This is a genomic window from Rhizobium subbaraonis (genome assembly GCF_900220975.1).
In the GTDB taxonomy this organism is placed as follows: domain Bacteria; phylum Pseudomonadota; class Alphaproteobacteria; order Rhizobiales; family Rhizobiaceae; genus Mycoplana; species Mycoplana subbaraonis.
In genome coordinates this window covers 104,583-122,874 of sequence record NZ_OBQD01000014.1, presented here as the reverse complement: position 1 = coordinate 122,874, position 18,292 = coordinate 104,583, and the positions used below count along the sequence as shown (strand labels likewise).

The following is an 18,292-nucleotide window of genomic DNA, read 5'->3' as shown; positions in this document are numbered from 1 at the left end:
CACCATCCGGATTTAGCGGACGGCGGGAAAAGAGTTACCGAATTTAATTCGTACACAAATTAAATGTTCAGGAGGTGCTGGAAGAGAAAAAGGATAAAACGCGCGCAGGAAACCAGCCTCTGCTGCCGAAACAGAGGGCCTGCCTACCATTGATGCACATTATCCCAGTCAGCTGCGACGAGACACACTCTGCGCCCGGTCGAAACTCATGCTCATACCCTCTGAACGTCGGCTGTAAGTTTGTTATTTTTATTTGTATACAAATTAATAAGACAGATTTTCGTTCTGTCAAGTTCTTCCTTATGAAGGCGCGCTGCGTGCGGTCGAAAAATGAACGTCAAGCGTCCGTGCATCACCTGCAGGCCCTACCTCGATCTGCAGGTCGCGGCCAACGAGTCTCCAGCGCGCTTCCGCTCCGTTCAGGCGGACGGCCACGACGGACATCGCTTCGACATCGACGATGCGGATAGTGCCGGCCGCATCATCCGCACCGATGACGCAACTGAAACCGCGCGGCCAGAATGCGATGTTCGATAGCCGAGCCTTGAGGTCGGTCGCCAGCCTCGGCTTTCCGTCAAGTTCCACTGTGAGAAGCTTGTTCTCGATGCGGATACCGAGTTTTCCCATCGGCGACAGCATCGGTCCGATGCTTGTATCGCGACCGGGATTGCGGATTTCCCATCCGTTCCAGGGATCGAAATCGACCACCTCGCCGACCGCCATCAACGGCAGCAAGGCCGCCCATATGTAGAAGGGATCCGTATCGCCCTGGTCCATCGCCTCGCCGGTCGTGGCGTTGTAGTTCTCGGCGGCGATCCGGTCCTGACGCCAGGACTTCATGAAAAGCGCGTGGCTCATCTCCGCGAGGCTCGTCGCTTCGGCGTAGAAGCCGTATCGCCGCAGGCCCAGCCAGACCATGTAGTTGACGTTCGGCCAGATGCGCCCACGCCAGTAAACGTTGTCGGCGAAGGCCGGATCGTCGCGCGTGACGTTCGGCAGGCCGAATGTCCCCGCAAAGGTACGCTCGTCCGCAAGGTGCTGAAGCAGGAAGGCGGCCTGCTCGTCGCTGGCCGCACCGCAGAACAGCGGATAGAAGCTTGTCGGAGACAGCGAGCGGACGAAGCCGCCGCTGCGCTGCCGGTTGGCAAAGATCTTGCGGCTGTCGTCCCACAACTCCTCGCGGATCAGCCTGCGGCTGTTTTCCGCAATCCCCGCGAACTCGCGCGCATCCTCCCGATGGCCGAGGATTTCGGCCATGCGCGCCAGTATTTCCGCGTCGAGCGCGGCCGCGCAATTCAGGCCGAGATCGAAGGTTGAAAGCGTCCGCGTCGCCGGATCGTAGATCGCCTCGTCATGGGTCGGCGAATTGTCCATGCCCGTTTCGTTGCGGGCACCGAAGGCGGTGCCCTTGTAGAGCGCCTCGCCGACGTCGGATGTGCCGCAGGAGAGAAGCCCGCGCTTTTCGGGGTCGCGGCTCTTCCTCCACCAGCGTTGATTGCGGGCGAGGGCCACATAGTTGGCCTCCAGAAGGGAGCGCTCGCCGGTACGCTGATAGAGCTGCCAGACGGCAAGGGCGCCGTGCGGCGGCTGGCTGCGATCCACCCAGGCATCGTTCGACGTCACGATGCAGGCGATGTTGCCCTGCGGCGTCGCTCCCGCCAGCGCCGCCGCCAGGTTCTCGCGCGCCAGATCGGCGTCGAACGTTCCTGCCAGTTGGGCGGCGAAAATCTGGTCGTTGTACCAGACGGCGAACTTGCCGAGATTCCAGATCCGCGTGACTGCCGTGTAGGGGCGGGCGTTGGTCGCATCCCAGATGGTGTTCCAGGCAACGACGTCGCGAATGGCGTCAAGCGATCCGGCAAAAAGGCCGGCATGATCATCCGCACGACCGGCCGCGGTCTTTCGCGTCAGTTCGCCCCGTGCTTTTTCGATGGCAAGTTCGGCACTATCCGCGACGGCCGCCGCATATGCACCGTGGCGCATCATTTCCAGATTGAAACGAAGCGCAAGCACAGGAGCGTCGTTGCTTCGGCTGCCGAGATAGAAATAGCCATTCGTTTCGAGGTCGGCCCGCAGGGCATCGAGATCGTCATGCCCCGTCACCTGGACCGGTGAGTCGGCGCTCGCCACCGCGACGTAGCGCGTTCCAACCTTGACCAGGGCCACGCCATCATCGACGCGATACTGCACTCTTTCGCCGCCCTCGGACGAAATCGCCAGAGCGATCCAGAACCGGAGCCCCCATTCGCCGCTGGCCTTGCCGTGCCACTCGCCTCTTATGGCGAAGGGATCGGCCTTGTCCCAGGAAAACGCAACCGTTGTTCCGGCGTGATCGGTTTCCAGCTCTATGAGCGAACCGTCGATGGCGTGCCGGCCCAACCTTACGGCGTCACGGCGCGGCTCGATCGCCGAGGTCGTTCGCGTCCGCGTCGAATAAAGGATGGGCGTCACCCGCACGCCAAGCGGCAAGAACACCATTTCGGCGGGCCGATCGGACCAGGTATTCCAGGCGCGTTCGATCGGGACTGTCGCATGTTTCAGCATGGTCGCTCAGCTTTCCTGAAGAAGGACGAGGCGAGGAGGAGCGGTCAGTCCGCTCGGGTCCTGCATGTCGCCCTGATAGGGTGTGTTGCGGTAATAGCGGTTGGCCGCCGTATTGGACACGGCAATTTCCAGGCGGTGGATACCCTTGGCGAGCCGGCCCAGAGAGAAACGGTAGGGGCGCCAGCCACGGCGCCCGCATAAGCGCTCGTCGACCCGCACCGAGACCGCCGTATGTGCCTCCGGCACCTCGAGCAACCATTCGCCTTCCGTCTCGATCGCGATCTCGCGGAAATAAAAGCCGGTTCCCGAGAAGGAAGCAAAGCCCTGCTCCTCCCATCCGGCATCCACGGAAAGCGAAGCGGATGCAGGGCCTCCATCGACGGCGAAGTTCCAGACCCCGTCCAGAACCGTCGAGATGCCATCAGCCGATGGCAGGGACGACAGGGTCGAGGCGCATTGGCCAGCGGCCGCGGCTGGCAGAAAGCGAAAGCATCGCAGCTCCTGTGCCTCAAGCACAACCGAGAGCCTGTCGCAATCCGCAAGCGCGGCAATGTCCCCGTCCGCCGGAGACCACATCTCGCACCGCATAGCGGAATTGAACGCGATTTCGCAGCCGCCGGGGTCGTCGCCGTCGTTGAACACCACCACCCGCCACCCGCCATCGGGTTCGGCGCCGATCCATGTCCAGGGTCTGCGCGGCATGGTCGCGCTGATCGTCACCCCGCGATCCGGCAGGTCGGACACAAGTTTTGCGAGCTCCTGAAGTGTCGGCGCGTCCGCAGAATGCGTCGACCGCAACACGCTGCTGGAGCCGGTCTTCGCTTCGCAACATGTGCGCGGCAGATCGCCCGAGGACCATACACGCCCGCCATCCTCGCCGAAGCGGTCGAGACTTTGCAGCACGGCGTCCGATTTGAGGACCGTCACCGAAGGCAGGACGACCGCATCGAATGTAAGGCCCGCAGCCTCGATCTGCCCGTTGCTTACCTTGGCCGCGGCAAGATCGCTCTCGCTGACGAACATGAAGTCGCAACCGAGCTCCAGAAGACCTTCGCACCAGGCGCCGACGTGGCGGGCATGGCTGTGGCGCGGCCCCTCCGCCCAGGCCGTGTACAGCGGATAGAAAATGGCGACGGGCGCAAGCGGCTTCGCCGGCTCCATGAAGGCCGAGAGCCGCGCCGACTCTTCTGCGAACAGTCCATGATAGGGCCACCAGGGCTCGAAGTTGATGCCTGGCGCAAAATCGAAGCGCGGATTGGTGAACGGTGTGGGATCGTCGTCGCGGCCGTCTGTCTGGTAAACCCCGTGCCAGACATGCTGACGCATGCCGAGGCAGTGAAGGCGGATGACGTGGGCGCGCAAGGTCTCGAGCGTCAGCTCCCATTGTCCGGCCGCCCGCACCGGGGTGCGCAACGCGCTGGCATAGGTTTCGACGGCGCAGCGGCTCCGGCCGTTGGCACGGGCGACGGAATCGCCGAGCTTCGGCGCGAGCTGCGGGATGAAATTGTTGGCGTCGACGGCGGTTTCGTGCCGGAATGCATCGACACCGAAAAAATCGACGGCGGGTGCGACGCGCGGATCGATGCTGGTGAAGCCGCCGTTGAGCGACCAGGCGCTGACATGCGGCAGGATCTCATGTCCCGTGAGTGCGATCCCGGTCCGCTCGCACCACTTGCGCAGCGTACCGAAGAATGCCTCGTTCATTCTGCTGGAATAGGCAGCGAAGAATTGCGCACGCAATCTCGCCGTGTCCGCCCCGACCTCATGGACCAGCGCCGCCAGGGCCTTCGCAAAGGAAAGCCCGGTCTCCGCTTCCACCGCTGACGGCAGTGCCTGCGAAAAGAGCAGGCTGTTTCCGAGGTGTCCCGAGATCTGGTCCCACCGATAGAAACCGGCGGCGGGCTGGTCGTAGAAGACGAAGCCCAGCGTATCCGGGACGAATGCCCGCAGCGGCTCGATCAAGGGTTCAAGGCCGACTTCGATAAACCGGCTGGCGGCCTCGGGAAGGAGATAGTTGATCAGCCGCGAGGTCGTCGAGCGGGCACTGACGAAGACGGTGAGCACATGCCCCTCCGGAACCGCGCCGTCAAAGGCAAAGCGGCAGCCGGTGGCATCGCTGCTGACGATGCGCGTCTCAAGTGTCACCTCGACGATCTGCTCAGGGTCATGAGGGGCGGTCGTAGCGCTGAGTATCGCCGCCTCGATGCTCCATTCGCACCATTCGACCCGGCCCTCCTCATACTGCCAGGCAACGATATCGGGGCCCATGCCGTCAACGAAGGGCGGGCGTATGCCGCTGATCTCGCCGTCACGATCACTGCCGGCGGACCAGAACAGGTGGCGTTCCCGCAGATGGTCGTGCCCTGCGACGGTTCTTCCGCCCGCATGGCCGCTGATCCAGTTGTAGTCGTCGTAGATGCCGGTCTTGAGGCCGAGCTCAGCAGCGATCGCAATCGCGCACCGGTAGGCGGCGATGAAGGGAGCAGACAGGTAGTCCGTAACCGGCATCGCCAGCCGTGCCTGGATCAGCACAGTACCAAACCCCTGTGCCTTGAAGTCTGCAAGCTGCGCGCGGCAGGTCGCCTCGTCCGGCACCGAATGCCAGAACCAATAGGCCGACGGCATGAACGCATGAGGAGGCTTGCGGAAAATGTCCTCCCCCGGCCGTTCCAGGTGCGACTGCTGCTGCACGACAAACCTCTTCAATGCGATGCCGCGTTAACACGCTGCATGGCCGCTGCAAAGTCCTCCCATGCAGGCTTGTCCGGCGCAAAGCGCGCGCGGACATAGGTAGCGAGGTCTTCCAGTTGCCGCTGGTCCAGTGTCTGCCTGAAGGACGGCATCGACATGACCTCCGGAGCCTCGCGACCCGTCGTCTGCGCCAGGATGGCGGGAGCCTCGACACCGTTCAGCAGGGCCTGCAGAAGGTTGTCCGGCGTATCGGCATGGAGATTGGAATTCAGCGCCAGCGACGACAGGATCTTGTCGTTGCCGTGGCAGGAATCGCAGGCGCCGTTGAAGATGCGCTCGCCCCGCGGCGAGATCCGCGCCGCCTCGGTCCTGGCGGCGTTGCTGGCGGCAATGGCCGCCTCGCGCTGCGCTTCGGCCTTGTCCGGGGGAGCGTCGGCGTTCAGGCTGGCAAGGTAATTGGCCATTGCGCGTATGTCGCTGTCGGGAAGCGGCTGCATCGCCTTGACGACGTCGGCCATAGGCCCTGCGGCACTGCCGTGCTGGTTCGAGTGCCCCTTGCGCAGGTAGTGGAAGAAGGCGTCCTCAGTCCAGCCGACAGGCCCCTTGGCGAGGGCATTCAGAGCCGGTGCTTCCCACCCGTCGACGAAGCCGCCGGAAAGATGCGCCGCACCGCCTTTTTCCGCACCGAGGACATTCCGCTCGGTGTGGCAGGCCGAGCAATGGCCCAGCGTTTCCACCAGATAGGCGCCGCGGTTCCATTGGCTGTCGCGGCTCGCATCGTACTTGAACGGCTCGGCCTTGTGGAACATGGCGTTCCATCCGGCCATCATCGGCCGGAAACTGTAGGGGAACTTCAGCTTGGTTTCCGGCGCGCGCTGGGCGACCGGCTGCTGTGTGGTCAGATAGGCATAGAGCGCCTGCAGGTCGGCGTCGTCTGCGCCGGCGAAGGACGTATAGGGGTGGGCGGGGTAGAGGTGCCGCCCGTCGCGGCTGACACCTTCGCGCATCGCACGTTCGAAGGCTGTGTAGGACCAGCCGCCAATTCCGTTCTCCACATCTGGGGTGATGTTGGTGGCATATACGGCGCCGAAGGGCGTGTCGAAACGACGACCTCCGGCAAATGGCGTCCCGTCGTTCCCGACATGACAGACGTTGCAGGCGCCGGCCGCGGCCGCAAGGCGGCCGCGCTCGATCGTCGCCGCACTGTAGACGTCGCTGCCCGGACGCTCGATGCTCGGAATGGCCGGGCGCCAGGGCGATGCCATCGTCGCCAGCCCGGACAAAGCCGCAACGCTGCCTGCCACCGACAGGCCGATGTTGCGCCACCACCGTTTCCGGGAAGCGGCTTGCGGACGGCGCGGCTCGTCGCCGTTCAGCCCTGCGAGAATCTTCTCCGGCGTGAAGGGCAGCTCGCGGAAGCGGATGCCGGTCGCGTCGTACACGGCATTCGCAATGGCGGCCGCACTCGGGACGGAGGCGGATTCGCCCACGCCGAGCGGCGGCTCGTCCTGCCTTGGGATCATCAGCACGTCGATATCCGGCACCTCCGGGAACGTGATCAGCGGATAGCCGCCCCACTCCTTCGAGGTCACGGCGGTCGAGGAGAAATCGACCTTCTCCTTCAGCACGCGGCTTGTCGACTGGATGATGTTGCCGTGGATCTGGTGCCGGACCCCGTCGGGGTTGATCATCAGGCCGGAATCCTGGCCGCAGATCACCTTGGTCACCGCGACCTCGCCGGTCTTCTTGTTGACCGCGACGTCGGCCACCCACGCCGCCCAGGCGGCGGCGGTTCCGGGAAACTTGCCGTGCACGTAGACGGCATAGGCGAAGCCACGCCCGTAAAGCAGGTCTCCTTCGCCGCCCAGCGTGCCGTGCGTCGTATGCGGAACCCACTTCGACCGCTCGGCGACCGCGCGCACGAGGTCGACCGCGCGCGGATCGTGCAGATAGCGCAGCCGGTACTCGATGGGATCGACGCCGGCTGCGGCTGCAAGCTCATCGACGTAGCATTCGTGCGCGAACGTATTCGGCATCGCAGAGACGCCGCGAAACCACGAGGCGCGCGCGATCGGCGGCATGTCGTGGACGGTCACCCTCAGATTGCCATAGGCGTAGGGCGGGATTGCTGTCCGGTCCCCCATTTGCAAGACGTCCGCTATGGGGGGCACCTTGCCCGTAAGAATGAGCGGCAGCGTGGGGGCGAGGTTGGAGGGGTATCGCGTCTGGAAATCGTAGGCCGCCGGCCCGCCTTCCATATCCAGACCTCCGCGAACATCCATCACCTGGGCCGCACCTTTCGGCTCCCAGGAATGCTCCTGCTCGCGGGTCAGCTGGACGCGCACAGGCGCGCCGACCGCGCGCGACAGAAGGGCGGCATCGGCGGTCACGTCGTCAGCGCAGTTGCGCCCGTAGCAACCGGCCGCCTCGAGCCTTTCCACCACGATGACGTCTTCGGGGATGTCGAGCAGGAGGGCCAGATCGCGGCGCATCGGAAACGGATTCTGCGTACCGGACCACACCGTGAGCCGACCGTCGCGATAGTCCGCGACCGCGCAGGAGGGACCGATCGAGGCATGCATCTGGTACGGCCAGACGTAGGTTCGGTCCATCGGTTGCGGGCTGGCCGCCAGTGCGAGATCGACATTGCCCCTGTCGGCAAGCTTGCGTGGCGTCGCCGGATTGGCGCGAAGGGCGTTCTCGGGCGAATTCAGGTCCGGCTGATGGGGAGCAGGGCGCCAGTCGACCTTCAGGCTCCGCGCTGCTTCGGCCGCATTCTCCTCGCGCGTGGCCACCACGCCGACGAAGTCCCCGATCGCCACGACTGCGACGAGGCCGTCGATATGAGCGACAGATGCCTCGTCCACCGCAATCAGGCTGTTTCCGACGTGGTCGCCGTGATCGAAGCCGGCGTAAGGCGGGCGAACAACACGGCCATGCAGCATGCCCGGCACGCGCACGTCGTGCACATAGGTCCATTTTCCGGTCGCCTTGGCGGGGATATCGACACGCGGCCGCGACGCGCCGACCAGCCGATAGGACGAGACCGGCTTGACAGGAGCATCCGGGTCGATCTCCAGCCTTATGTCCTCGCCGGCGATCAGGTCGCCGATCGGAATGTTCCAGTTCTCGCCCTCGCTCCCCCGGATCATCCCCTCGTCGAGGATGATCCTGTCCCTTGGCGCGTCGAGGTGCGCCGCTGCCTTGTCGAGGAGATAGGCTCTGGCCGTGGCGCTCGCCTGCCGCAGCGGGATCGCCGTGACCTGAATGGTTTCGCTCGCGATCGTGGCACCCTGGTCCGGGCCAGTCCGGGTATCGCCGAGGATCATCTCGACATGGCTGAACGGAACGTCCAGCTCTTCGGCCACGATCTGGGCCAGCGAAGTGCGTATTCCGGTGCCGAGGTCGACGTGACCGTTGAAGGCACGGACGACACCGGCCTGATCGATCGAAAGATAGATGCGGCCGCCGGCGCCGGCAGCGTACACGCAGAGCTGCCCGGAGGCAGCCGCCGTAGCGGATCCGTACTGTTCTTCATCCCGGATCATGCCTGCTTCTCCGCTTCCGACGTCGGGGCGACTTGACGCTCGGACTGCGCATAGCGCACTGCCCGCCGCGCCGCCGCCAAGATTTCCATATGTGTTCCGCAGCGGCAGAGGTGATGCCGCAGAGCTTCGCGAATATCGGCCTCGTCGGCGTTCACCTTTGCCGCGACAAGGGCCGCAGTCGCCATGATCATTCCGTTCAGACAATAGCCGCATTGCGCGGCGGCCTCCTCGATGAAGGCACGCTGCACGGGATGGAGTTCCTCGCCCGTGGCCAACCCTTCCAGTGTGATGACCTCGCGATCTGCGATAGCCGAGAGCGGTATGGTGCAGGAGCGCACTGCACGCCCATCGACCAGGACCGCGCAGGCCCCGCACTCGCCGAGCCCGCATCCGTATTTCGGCCCGTTCAGGGCCAGATCGTTCCGCAGGATGTAAAGAAGGGGCGTCTTTGGATCGGCCTCGATGCTGCAGGCCTCGCCGTTGACGTTGATTTGCATCGGTATTGCGACCACCGGATCATCCCCGATCGCAACAGCAGGGTGCCCGGTCGCCCGACTGCGCGAGCTCTGCCCGGCGCAAGATGGCAATAATGGCCATAATCACTCCCATTCCCGCGACGGACGACGGCCGTCGACGTCAGATTTCTATTTGCACTCCGATGCGACGCGCGATCTTCCGCCACGCGCTCGCCGGGTGCGCCCCTTATATTTATAACCAGCGTATACGCTATAACTTGATGAATGGCAATGATGAATAAGGATGACAAAACAACAGAATCGAGCGCATCAAGTTGAATCATCTGCGTGATCTGCCGCCCACCCCGCCATTTTGCTATTGTCATTTAAAGCGTACACGCTTATTATCGCGCCAATAGCAAACGCCAAAAAGGCGGCATTCGGTTCGTCGCCGCGAGGGGGTCATCATGACGGAAAGAAAAGAGAAAATCGCAATTATCGGGGCTGGCCTCGGCGGAGCTGTCGCCGGCGCTCTGCTTCAGCATTCCGGGTTCGATGTCGATGTCTACGAGCAGGCGCCCAGCTTTTCGCGGCTAGGAGCGGGTATCCACATGGGTCCGAACGTGCTCAAGATCTTCGAGCGGTTCGGCGTGGACAAGCAGGTTGTCGCGATCAGCAGCACGCCGAGCCACTGGTTCAGCCGCGACGGCCTTACGGGTGACTACCTGTCCCGCATTCCCCTCGATGGCTATGGCGCGACCTATTGCACGGTCCACCGGGGCGACCTGCAGGCACTGCAATGCGATCAGTTGAAGCCGGGCACGCTGCACTTCGGCAAGAAGCTGGTCCGCATCGACGACAACGGCACCGACGTCATGCTGGAATTCGAAGACGGAACGTCCGTTCGCGCGGACATCGTCATCGGTGCCGACGGCATCAATTCCAAGGTGCGCGAAACTTTGCTCGGCTACGAGAAGCCGAACTACAGCGGCTGGGTCGGCCATCGCGCCCTGATCTCCGCCGAGAAGCTGAAGAAGTTCGACCTGGAGTTCGAGGACTGCGTGAAATGGTGGGGCCCGGATCGTCACATGATGGTCTATTACACCACCGGCCGGCGTGACGAATACTACTATGTCACCGGCGTTCCACATCCCGCCTGGGAGTTCGACTCGGCGTTCGTCGAAAGCAGCCGCGAGGAAATGGCCTCCGAGTTCGAGGGTTACCATCCCATCATTCAGGCGCTCATCGAATCCACCGACGAGGTGACGAAGTGGCCGCTCTTCAATCGCAATCCGCTGCCGCTCTGGAGCCGCGGCCGCCTGGTGATGCTGGGCGACGCCTGCCATCCGATGAAGCCGCATATGGCGCAAGGCGCTGCCATGGCGATCGAAGATGCCGCCATGCTGACGCGCTGCCTGGAGGAGACGGGGATCAGCGGCTACGCCACCGCCTTCAAGCTCTATGAGGTCAACCGCCGCGACCGCGCCACCCGCGTTCAGACGGTCTCCAACGCCAATACGTTCCTGCTGCACCAGGAAGACCCGTCCTGGGTTTATGGGTATGACGTCTATGCGCAGCCGCTGAAGAGCGAGAGCGCAGCATGAGCGGGCAGTTCTTGTACGGCGCGAATATCTTCGCCAACGGTATCCGCCAGCACTACCTTCGCTATGGCGGCAAGGGGACTCCGGTCGTGCTTGTTCCGGGCATCACCAGCCCGGCCATCACCTGGGGATTCGTCGCGGAACGGCTGGCGGAAAACCACGATGTCTATGTCCTGGATGTTCGCGGTCGGGGACTTTCCTCGACCGGGCCGGATCTCGACTACGGCCTGGATTCGATGGCCTCCGACGTTGTCCACTTTGCGGAGGCACTGAAGCTTAACGCTCCTGCGCTGCTCGGACACTCGATGGGCGCCCGTATCGCGATCCGTGCGTCGAACATGAAGCCTGCGGCGTTTTCTCGTCTCGTGCTCGTCGATCCCCCGGTTTCCGGTCCCGGGCGGCGCCCCTATCCGAGCAAGCTGCCCTGGTACGTCGATTCCATCCGGCTCTCCCTGAAGGGCATCGACGCCGAAGGCATGAAGGCCTTCTGCCCGACCTGGACGGAAGAACAGCTGAAGCTGCGCGCCGAGTGGCTGCATACCTGCTACGAACCGGCGATCGTCACCGCCTTCGAGGACTTCCACAAGGACGACATCTTCCCCGACCTGCCGAAGCTTTCGGTTCCTGCGATGCTGATGGTGGCGGGACGCGGCGGCGTGATAGAGCAGGCGGATATAGACGAAGCGCTAGCGCTCAACCCCGCAATCGAGATCGCCCGCGTCGAGAACGCGGGCCACATGATCCCCTGGGATGATTTCGACGGCTTCTTCGCCGCACTCGGTGACTTTCTCTCCCGCTGATGATGAAGGCTGCGGCGTGCTTTCGACGCCGCTTCGTTCGAATGCAAGCCTGATACCAGAGGACAAATTCCGTGCAGAACATCTATAGAATCGGCCAGATCGTTCCCAGTTCCAACACCACGATGGAAACCGAAATCCCGGCGATGCTGACGGCGCGTCAGTCGATCCGCCCGGAGCGCTTCACCTTTCATTCGAGCCGCATGCGTATGAAGAAGGTCGTGAAGGAAGAGCTGGCGGCGATGGACGCCGAGTCCGACCGCTGCGCCGTGGAGCTCTCTGACGCCCGCGTCGATGTGCTGGGCTATGCCTGCCTCGTCGCCATCATGGCAATGGGCCTCGGCTATCACCGCCAGTCCGAGGCGCGGCTGAGGGGACGCACGCAGGAGAACGACACGAACATTCCCGTCGTCACCAGCGCCGGCGCTCTGGTCGAAGGCCTGAAGGTGATGAACGCCAAGAAGATCGCGGTCGTCGCGCCCTACATGAAGCCGCTGACCGAACTCGTCGTGAACTACATTCGCGAGGAAGGCTTCGAGGTCATGGATTGGCGGGCCCTGGAAATCCCGGACAATCTCGACGTCGCCCGCCACGATCCGGAGAACCTTCCGGCAATCGTCCAGACGCTCGACCTCTCCGAGGTGGACGTCATCGTGCTGTCGGCATGCGTGCAGATGCCTTCGCTGCCGGTGATCGCCAAGGTCGAGGCGATGACAGGCAAGCCGGTCGTGACCGCAGCGGTCGCGACGACATACTGCATGCTGAAGGCGCTTGGCCTCGAGGCTGTAGCGCCGGGTGCCGGCGCGTTGCTCTCCGGCGCATACTGAGGAGCCCGCCATGCAGAGCGCCGAAGCCAACTACAAGGGTGTCTGGGGAAACCGCATCGGCTTCGGCCAGCGCCCGGCTCTTCTCGTCATCGATTTCCTTAAGGGCTACACGATCGAGGGTTCCCCCCTCTATGCGCCCGGTGTGGTCGACGCAGTCGCCCGCACGCCTCACCTGATCGAGGCGGCCCGCCGCGCCGGCGTGCCGGTGATCCATACACGAATACTCTATCTGGCGGAAAATTGCGCCGACGGCGGCATATGGGTCCAGAAGGCGCCGGTGATGAGGGCCATGGTCGAGGGCAACGAACTGGCCGAGTTCTGCGATGAAGTGGTGCCGGCTGCCGGCGAACTGGTGATCGTCAAGCAATACGCCAGCGCGTTCTTCGGCACGAGCCTCGCCTCGCATCTTCATGCGCAGGGTATCGATACGGTCGTGCTCGCCGGTTGCTCGACAAGCGGCTGCATCCGGGCCAGTGCTGTGGACGCCGTCCAGCACGGGTTCCGCACGATCGTCGTCGGCGACTGCGTCGGCGACCGTCATCCCGATCCGCACAATGCCAATCTCTTCGACATCGACAGCAAATACGGCGACGTCGTCTCCCGCGAGGATGCGATTGCAGCCTTCGGCGGCGCGAACTGTCCGTAGCCTTCGACATAGCGTTACGAACGAAAACAAGAACAGCCAACCAGAGGACCGACAAAGATGGACAGAAGTGTATTCACGGAACTGTGCCTTGAGCAATTGAAGCAGAGCGGCGTTCATGAAGGTGAAAAGGTCGTCGTGCTCTCGCAGGGAGACGAGCGGCTCGACTACGCTGATGCCTTTTTGGCAGCCGGCCAGCGTCTGGGCGCGCGCATGTATCATCTGCGCCTGCCTGCTCCGCTTCCCGGCGATGGAAGCTGGGCCGTCGGCCAGACCGGGCTTGCCGGAAACCCCGAAGCCGTCGAAGCGCTGAAGAAGGCGGACATGGTGGTCGACCTGATCTTCCTTCTGTTCAGTCCGGAACAGATGGCGATCCAGGCCGCCGGTGCGCGTGTTCTGACGGCGGTCGAACCCGCGCCGCTGCTCGGCCGGCTCATGCCGACAAAGCAGCTTCGCGAGCGCGTCGAAGTCGGCGTGGAATACATGAAGAAGGCGAAGACCCTTCGGATCACCAGCAAAGCGGGTACCGACGTTCTCTACAAGATGGGCGTCTATCCGACGGTCGGCGAATACGGCTGCACCGACGAGGCAGGCCGTTGGGACCATTGGCCGGCGGCCTTCGTGTTCTCGGGTGCTGCCGACGACGGCGTCGACGGCCAGATCGTTCTGGCACCCGGGGATGTCCTGCTCCCGCTCAACATCTATGTCCGCGAGCCGGTCATCTACACGATCGAGAAGGGCTTCATTCAGGACATCCGTGGAGGCCTCGAGGCCGACCTCATCAAGTCCTACATGAAGACCTTCAACGATCCGCGCGGCATGGGCATGTCGCATGTCGGCTGGGGGTTGGACCACCGTGCCAACTGGCACGGCCTTTGCGACTTCGGCGGCGGCATGGGCATGGAACTGCGCTCCTTCTACGGAAACGTCATGTTCTCCACCGGCCCGAACAACGAGCTGGGCGGCCCGAACGACACCGCATGCCATCTGGACATTCCGATGCGCGGTTGCAGCCTCTTCCTCGATGACGAGCCGATGGTGCTCGACGGCGACATCGCCGTGAAGGAAATGCAGCACAACTTCGGCTGAGGCGAACTGGCCGAACAAGTCCCTGGCCGCCCGACGATGGCGGCCAGCAACGTGACGATAGATCACGGCACGCGCACAGCGAGGCGCGACAAGAAAATCTGGCATCAATCGACATGAGGGGTCTCCATGCAAACACCAGTTTCAGTAGAACAAGCAATCCAAACCGCCGGCGTCGGCACGTTCCAGCGTCGCCTGTTTGTCATCTTCGGTCTGGTCTGGGCCGCGGACGCCATGCAGGTCCTGGCAATCGGCTTCACTGCGCCATCGATTGCTGCAAGTTTCGGCATTACCGTTCCGCAAGCTCTGCAGACCGGCACGATGTTCTTTCTTGGGATGCTCATCGGCGCCTTCGTTTTCGGCCGCCTCGCCGATCGTATTGGTCGCCGGCCGGTTCTTTTTGCCGCCATTATCCTGGATGCCGTGTTTGGCGTCGCCTCGGCCTTCGCACCCGACCTGCAGTGGCTCTATGTTGCGCGCTTTCTGACAGGTGTCGGCGTCGGCGGCACGCTGCCGGTCGACTATGCGATGATGGCCGAATTCCTGCCCGCCGATCGTCGCGGACGCTGGCTCGTGCTGCTTGAAGGCTTCTGGGCCGTCGGCACCGTAGCACTCGCGTTTCTGGCGCTTGCTGCAGGCAGCCAAGGCGGTGAGGCATGGAGAACGATCTTCTTCGTCACCGGACTTCCGGCCCTCATCGGTGTGGGGCTGCGGTTCTATGTGCCGGAATCGCCACTTTACCTCAGCCGAAAAGGAAAGTCGGCGGAGGCCCGTCAGGTCCTCCAGCGGGTTGCGAAGGCCAACGGCAATACCACGGAAATTCCACCGCTGATGCCGCAGAAGCCCGAAAGCAAATCACTCGCCGCCCTGCTATCGCCTGAACTCCGTCGCCGAAGCGTCTTCTTGATGCTGGCCTGGTTGCTGATCTCGGTTTCCTATTACGGCGTGTTCGTCTATCTGCCGGTCAAGCTGGCGAATGATGGGTTCGGCTTCCTCCGTGGTCAGCTCTTTCTGGTGCTCCTGGCAATCGCCCAGTTGCCCGGCTACGCGCTGGCTGCCTACGGCGTCGAACGGTGGGGCCGCAAGCCAACCCTGATCGGCTTCCTTCTGCTGAGCGCCGTCGGCACGTTGGCATACGGGCTGGGGCAGACACTGGAAGTGGTGGTGAGCGCGTCGCTCCTCATGAGCTTTGCGCTGCTTGGGACCTGGGGTGCAATCTATGCCTTCACACCAGAGGTCTATCCGACGGGGCTGCGCGCCAGCGGCATGGGCACCGCAGGCTCGGTAGCACGCTTCGGCGGCCTGCTTGCGCCCTCGATCGTCGCACCGATCATGAGCAGCAGCTTCGGGCTGGCGCTGGGCATCATCTCCGGGCTTCTGCTGCTGGGGGCGCTGAGCGTTTGGCTGATCGATGTCGAGACGAAGAGCCAGGCGCTCGAATGAACCGGCGTTTCGTCCGCGGTGGTGCCCTGCACCATCGCGGATAAGCCGGCTGAGGAGCCCGTGCTGCCAGCACTTGTGCAGCCGCTACGTCTTTTTTAGGGGTCATCCGCCTCGGGCCGATTTTACTGCGGTGTTTCGGCGTCTAGAAGGAACATATTGCTGGATCGGCAGACGAAGGCTGTAGGTAGAGACATGGACGAACATGATGGGCAGGACCGCTATCGCGTAACCGAACAGGTGGGGCACCTGTTGCGGAAGGCCTACCAGCGGCACCTCGCGATCTTCCAGGACAATGCCACCGATCCCAGCCTGACATCGGTGCAGTTCGTGACGCTTTGCGCCCTGCATGACCTGGGTCCGGTTTCCCAGGCCGAGCTGGTCAAGGCGACGGCCGTCGATCAGGCGACCATCCGCGGCATCGTCGACCGGCTCAAGGCGCGCGGACTGATCGACATTTCGCGCGATGCCAATGATGGCCGGAAAGTCATCATGTCGCTGCTGCCGGCGGGCGAGGCGGTGCTTGAGGAAATGTATCCGAAAGCGAAGACGATTACCGAAAAGACCATGTGCAGGCTGAACGTCGCCGAACAGGTGGCATTGCTGTACCTGCTGCGGAAAATCGGCGAGGACGATGTGACCGCCGAGCGTGAAGACAACAGCAGCGATCCGTGATGTGAATAAGGCAGGACAGACATGATAACGGTTTTCGGCTCCATCAACATGGATCTCGTCGCCATCGCAAGCAAGATGCCACGCCCTGGAGAGACGGTAGCCGGCCTGCAGTCCTCCGCGTCGCCCGGCGGCAAGGGAGCCAATCAGGCACTGGCGGCGCGTCGCGCCGGTGCGGGCGTGCGCATGGCGGGAGCCGTTGGCCACGATCCCTTTGGTGCCGAAGCTCTGGCCCTGCTGAAGGACGCCTCCGTCGATCTGTCGCTCGTGCGAGCGGTCGAACAATCCACAGGAACCGCCCATGTGGTTGTGGACGCCGGTGGTGAGAATGCGATCGTGGTCGTGCCCGGAGCGAACGGTCAGGTTGAAGAGAGCGACGCGCGTTCCGTGCTCGAAGGGATGAATGCAGGCGAGACGCTCGTTCTGCAGATGGAAATTCCGCCGCGCGCTGTCGAGGCTGCTCTTGTGGCGGCGCGGGAAAAAGGTGTCGTCTCCATCTTCAATGTCGCGCCGATGACGTCCGATGCCATCCGTCTCTACGCCGCAGCCGACATCGTCGTCGCAAACGAGACCGAGTTCGAAGCGCTGGTCGGCGCACCGGTTCAGTCGGAACAACATAGGCTGGATGCAATGAAGAGGCTTCATGCGCATTCCGGCCGCACGCTCGTCGTGACGCTGGGCGCCGACGGAGCGGTGGCCATTCATGAAGGAAACGTGCACCGCGCCGAGGGCCTGAAGATCACACCCGTTGATACCGTAGGTGCCGGCGACACTTTTTGCGGATATCTTGCCGCCGCTCTCGACGCCGGCCTTGATTTCGCGTCCGCATTGCGGCGCGCAGTCGTGGCGGGCTCTCTTGCATGCACGAAATCTGGAGCGCAGCCAGCCATTCCCCTGATGGCCGAGGTGCAGACCCGCCTTTAAGATAGGCGGGGAGGGATGGCATTCGAAGCCGGGGGCGCGGGACGATCGCCTATTCGAGCGTTACCATGAAGGCTGGAATCTGGCTCTCGAAAAACTTCGAGAATGCGGCGATGCGTGGCGGCAGCGCCTGGTAGGGCGGGTAGTAGAGGGTCAGCCAGAGGACGGGCGGCGACCATGACGGCAGCACATGCACCAGCCGTCCGGTCCGCAGGTGCTCGGCGACGTGAAACTTCGGCAGCATTGCCACGCCCGCTCCGTCCGCCGCCATATCGGCAAGGATGTCGCCGCTATTGGCGCTGAAGGCGCGGCCGGCGGAAATCGTCACGCTGGCATTGCCGTCCGAGAGGTTCCAGGTCTCGCGCCGGCTCTCCCCGCTATAGGCAAGGCATTCGTCCGGCGCCAGCTCGTTCGGGTGCTGAAGCGCGGCAAAGCGGCTTCCCGGTGCCGCGACGAGAATGCGCACAACGGGGCTTATCTTTCTCCAGATCGTGAATTTGTCGGAAGGTGCCGAGGATATACGGATGGCGAGGTCGTAATCGTCCTCGAGGATGTTGACGAAGCCGTCCGCAAGCGAGACCTCGAAGTTGATCTTCGGGTAGCGCTCCCGGAAGCCGGAGAGGATCGGCGGCAGGATGGTGGTGCCGAACCATGTCGGTGCGCTGATCCGCAGGCGACCCTGGTCGGCCTTGTTGGCGTTCACCACCTCTTTGCGCGCGTTTTCCAGGGCCTGCAGTGCCGGCTGGATCTGCGCGGCGAAGACCGCGCCGTCCGTCGTCAGCGAGACCTGGCGCGTCGTGCGCACGAACAGCTGAACGCCGAGATCCTCCTCAAGTGCCGCGATTGCCCGCGTCACCGCCGCCGGCGTCATGTCGAGCTCCCGGGCCACCTGGGCAAAATTCCGCTTTTCCGCTGCCAGCAGGAAGGTACGCAAAGCCTTGTAGTCGTTCATCTGATTATTCCATAAATCGCAATTCAATCACAATTATTATTGCAATTCACGCCAGGGTCAAATCGGACGAGTATGCCCCCATCGAAAGACAAACAACGATGCAGAAAGGCAAGAC

Annotated in this window: 13 protein-coding genes; 8 read left to right on the top strand and 5 right to left on the bottom strand. The window is 63.2% G+C overall.

Features of this window, described 5'->3' with window-relative positions:
• Window positions 1–300: 300 nt before the first annotated feature.
• Genes CRO48_RS21120 through CRO48_RS21105 form a run of 4 tightly spaced genes read right to left on the bottom strand, consistent with a single transcriptional unit; the run spans window position 301 to window position 9,280 of the window.
• Window positions 301–2,544, bottom strand: coding sequence for an MGH1-like glycoside hydrolase domain-containing protein (locus CRO48_RS21120; protein WP_097141838.1), 2,244 nt, complete (start codon window positions 2,542–2,544; stop codon window positions 301–303).
• Between the two features lie 6 nt (window positions 2,545–2,550).
• On the bottom strand, window positions 2,551–5,235 hold the full coding sequence (locus CRO48_RS21115; protein WP_097141837.1) for a carbohydrate-binding protein: 2,685 nt from the start codon (window positions 5,233–5,235) through the stop codon (window positions 2,551–2,553).
• A gap of 11 nt (window positions 5,236–5,246) precedes the next feature.
• Window positions 5,247–8,783 carry a molybdopterin cofactor-binding domain-containing protein gene (locus CRO48_RS21110; RefSeq protein ID WP_097141836.1) on the bottom strand — a complete coding sequence of 1,179 codons (3,537 nt, stop codon included), beginning with the start codon at window positions 8,781–8,783 and terminating at the stop codon, window positions 5,247–5,249.
• Window positions 8,780–9,280: a (2Fe-2S)-binding protein gene (locus CRO48_RS21105; RefSeq protein WP_097141835.1), complete on the bottom strand. Its 501-nt coding sequence runs from the start codon at window positions 9,278–9,280 to the stop codon at window positions 8,780–8,782. The genes CRO48_RS21110 and CRO48_RS21105 overlap by 4 nt, the downstream gene beginning before the upstream one ends.
• A gap of 425 nt (window positions 9,281–9,705) precedes the next feature.
• Between CRO48_RS21105 and CRO48_RS21100 the strand changes: the two genes are divergently transcribed.
• From CRO48_RS21100 to CRO48_RS21065, 8 genes are all read left to right on the top strand, one after another.
• Window positions 9,706–10,842 (top strand): FAD-dependent monooxygenase, encoded by a 1,137-nt coding sequence (locus CRO48_RS21100; protein WP_097141834.1) that lies wholly within the window; start codon window positions 9,706–9,708, stop codon window positions 10,840–10,842.
• Entirely contained in the window at window positions 10,839–11,639 is an 801-nt protein-coding gene (locus CRO48_RS21095) for an alpha/beta fold hydrolase (protein WP_097141833.1), read from the top strand. Before CRO48_RS21100 ends, CRO48_RS21095 begins: the two co-directional genes overlap by 4 nt.
• Window positions 11,640–11,710: 71 nt before the next feature.
• Window positions 11,711–12,463, top strand: coding sequence for a maleate cis-trans isomerase family protein (locus CRO48_RS21090; protein ID WP_097141832.1), 753 nt, complete (start codon window positions 11,711–11,713; stop codon window positions 12,461–12,463).
• Window positions 12,464–12,473: 10 nt separating this feature from the next.
• A complete protein-coding gene (locus tag CRO48_RS21085; protein ID WP_097141831.1) occupies window positions 12,474–13,109 on the top strand; it encodes an N-carbamoylsarcosine amidohydrolase in 636 nt (211 codons plus the stop codon).
• A gap of 57 nt (window positions 13,110–13,166) precedes the next feature.
• Window positions 13,167–14,195, top strand: coding sequence for a hypothetical protein (locus CRO48_RS21080; protein ID WP_003526874.1), 1,029 nt, complete (start codon window positions 13,167–13,169; stop codon window positions 14,193–14,195).
• Between the two features lie 126 nt (window positions 14,196–14,321).
• Window positions 14,322–15,635: an MFS transporter gene (locus CRO48_RS21075; RefSeq protein ID WP_097141830.1), complete on the top strand. Its 1,314-nt coding sequence runs from the start codon at window positions 14,322–14,324 to the stop codon at window positions 15,633–15,635.
• Between the two features lie 192 nt (window positions 15,636–15,827).
• A complete protein-coding gene (locus CRO48_RS21070) occupies window positions 15,828–16,307 on the top strand; it encodes a MarR family winged helix-turn-helix transcriptional regulator (RefSeq protein WP_097141829.1) in 480 nt (159 codons plus the stop codon).
• Between the two features lie 21 nt (window positions 16,308–16,328).
• The gene (locus tag CRO48_RS21065; RefSeq protein ID WP_097141828.1) at window positions 16,329–17,228 is read left to right on the top strand and encodes a ribokinase; all 900 of its coding nucleotides are present in this window, start codon (window positions 16,329–16,331) and stop codon (window positions 17,226–17,228) included.
• Window positions 17,229–17,277: 49 nt separating this feature from the next.
• Here the strand turns inward: CRO48_RS21065 and CRO48_RS21060 are convergent, their stop codons facing one another.
• On the bottom strand, window positions 17,278–18,177 hold the full coding sequence (locus CRO48_RS21060) for a LysR family transcriptional regulator (RefSeq protein ID WP_097141827.1): 900 nt from the start codon (window positions 18,175–18,177) through the stop codon (window positions 17,278–17,280).
• Window positions 18,178–18,292: the final 115 nt, after the last annotated feature.

Excerpts from the sequence above, each read along its gene's own strand:
- CRO48_RS21120 (WP_097141838.1), bottom strand. The coding sequence starts at position 2,544 with ATGCTGAAACATGCGACAGTCCCGATCGAACGCGCCTGGAATACCTGG.
- CRO48_RS21110 (WP_097141836.1), bottom strand. The coding sequence starts at position 8,783 with ATGATCCGGGATGAAGAACAGTACGGATCCGCTACGGCGGCTGCCTCC.
- CRO48_RS21105 (WP_097141835.1), bottom strand. The coding sequence starts at position 9,280 with ATGCAAATCAACGTCAACGGCGAGGCCTGCAGCATCGAGGCCGATCCA.
- CRO48_RS21100 (WP_097141834.1), top strand. The coding sequence starts at position 9,706 with ATGACGGAAAGAAAAGAGAAAATCGCAATTATCGGGGCTGGCCTCGGC.
- CRO48_RS21095 (WP_097141833.1), top strand. The coding sequence starts at position 10,839 with ATGAGCGGGCAGTTCTTGTACGGCGCGAATATCTTCGCCAACGGTATC.
- CRO48_RS21085 (WP_097141831.1), top strand. The coding sequence starts at position 12,474 with ATGCAGAGCGCCGAAGCCAACTACAAGGGTGTCTGGGGAAACCGCATC.
- CRO48_RS21080 (WP_003526874.1), top strand. The coding sequence starts at position 13,167 with ATGGACAGAAGTGTATTCACGGAACTGTGCCTTGAGCAATTGAAGCAG.
- CRO48_RS21075 (WP_097141830.1), top strand. The coding sequence starts at position 14,322 with ATGCAAACACCAGTTTCAGTAGAACAAGCAATCCAAACCGCCGGCGTC.
- CRO48_RS21070 (WP_097141829.1), top strand. The coding sequence starts at position 15,828 with ATGGACGAACATGATGGGCAGGACCGCTATCGCGTAACCGAACAGGTG.
- CRO48_RS21065 (WP_097141828.1), top strand. The coding sequence starts at position 16,329 with ATGATAACGGTTTTCGGCTCCATCAACATGGATCTCGTCGCCATCGCA.
- CRO48_RS21060 (WP_097141827.1), bottom strand. The coding sequence starts at position 18,177 with ATGAACGACTACAAGGCTTTGCGTACCTTCCTGCTGGCAGCGGAAAAG.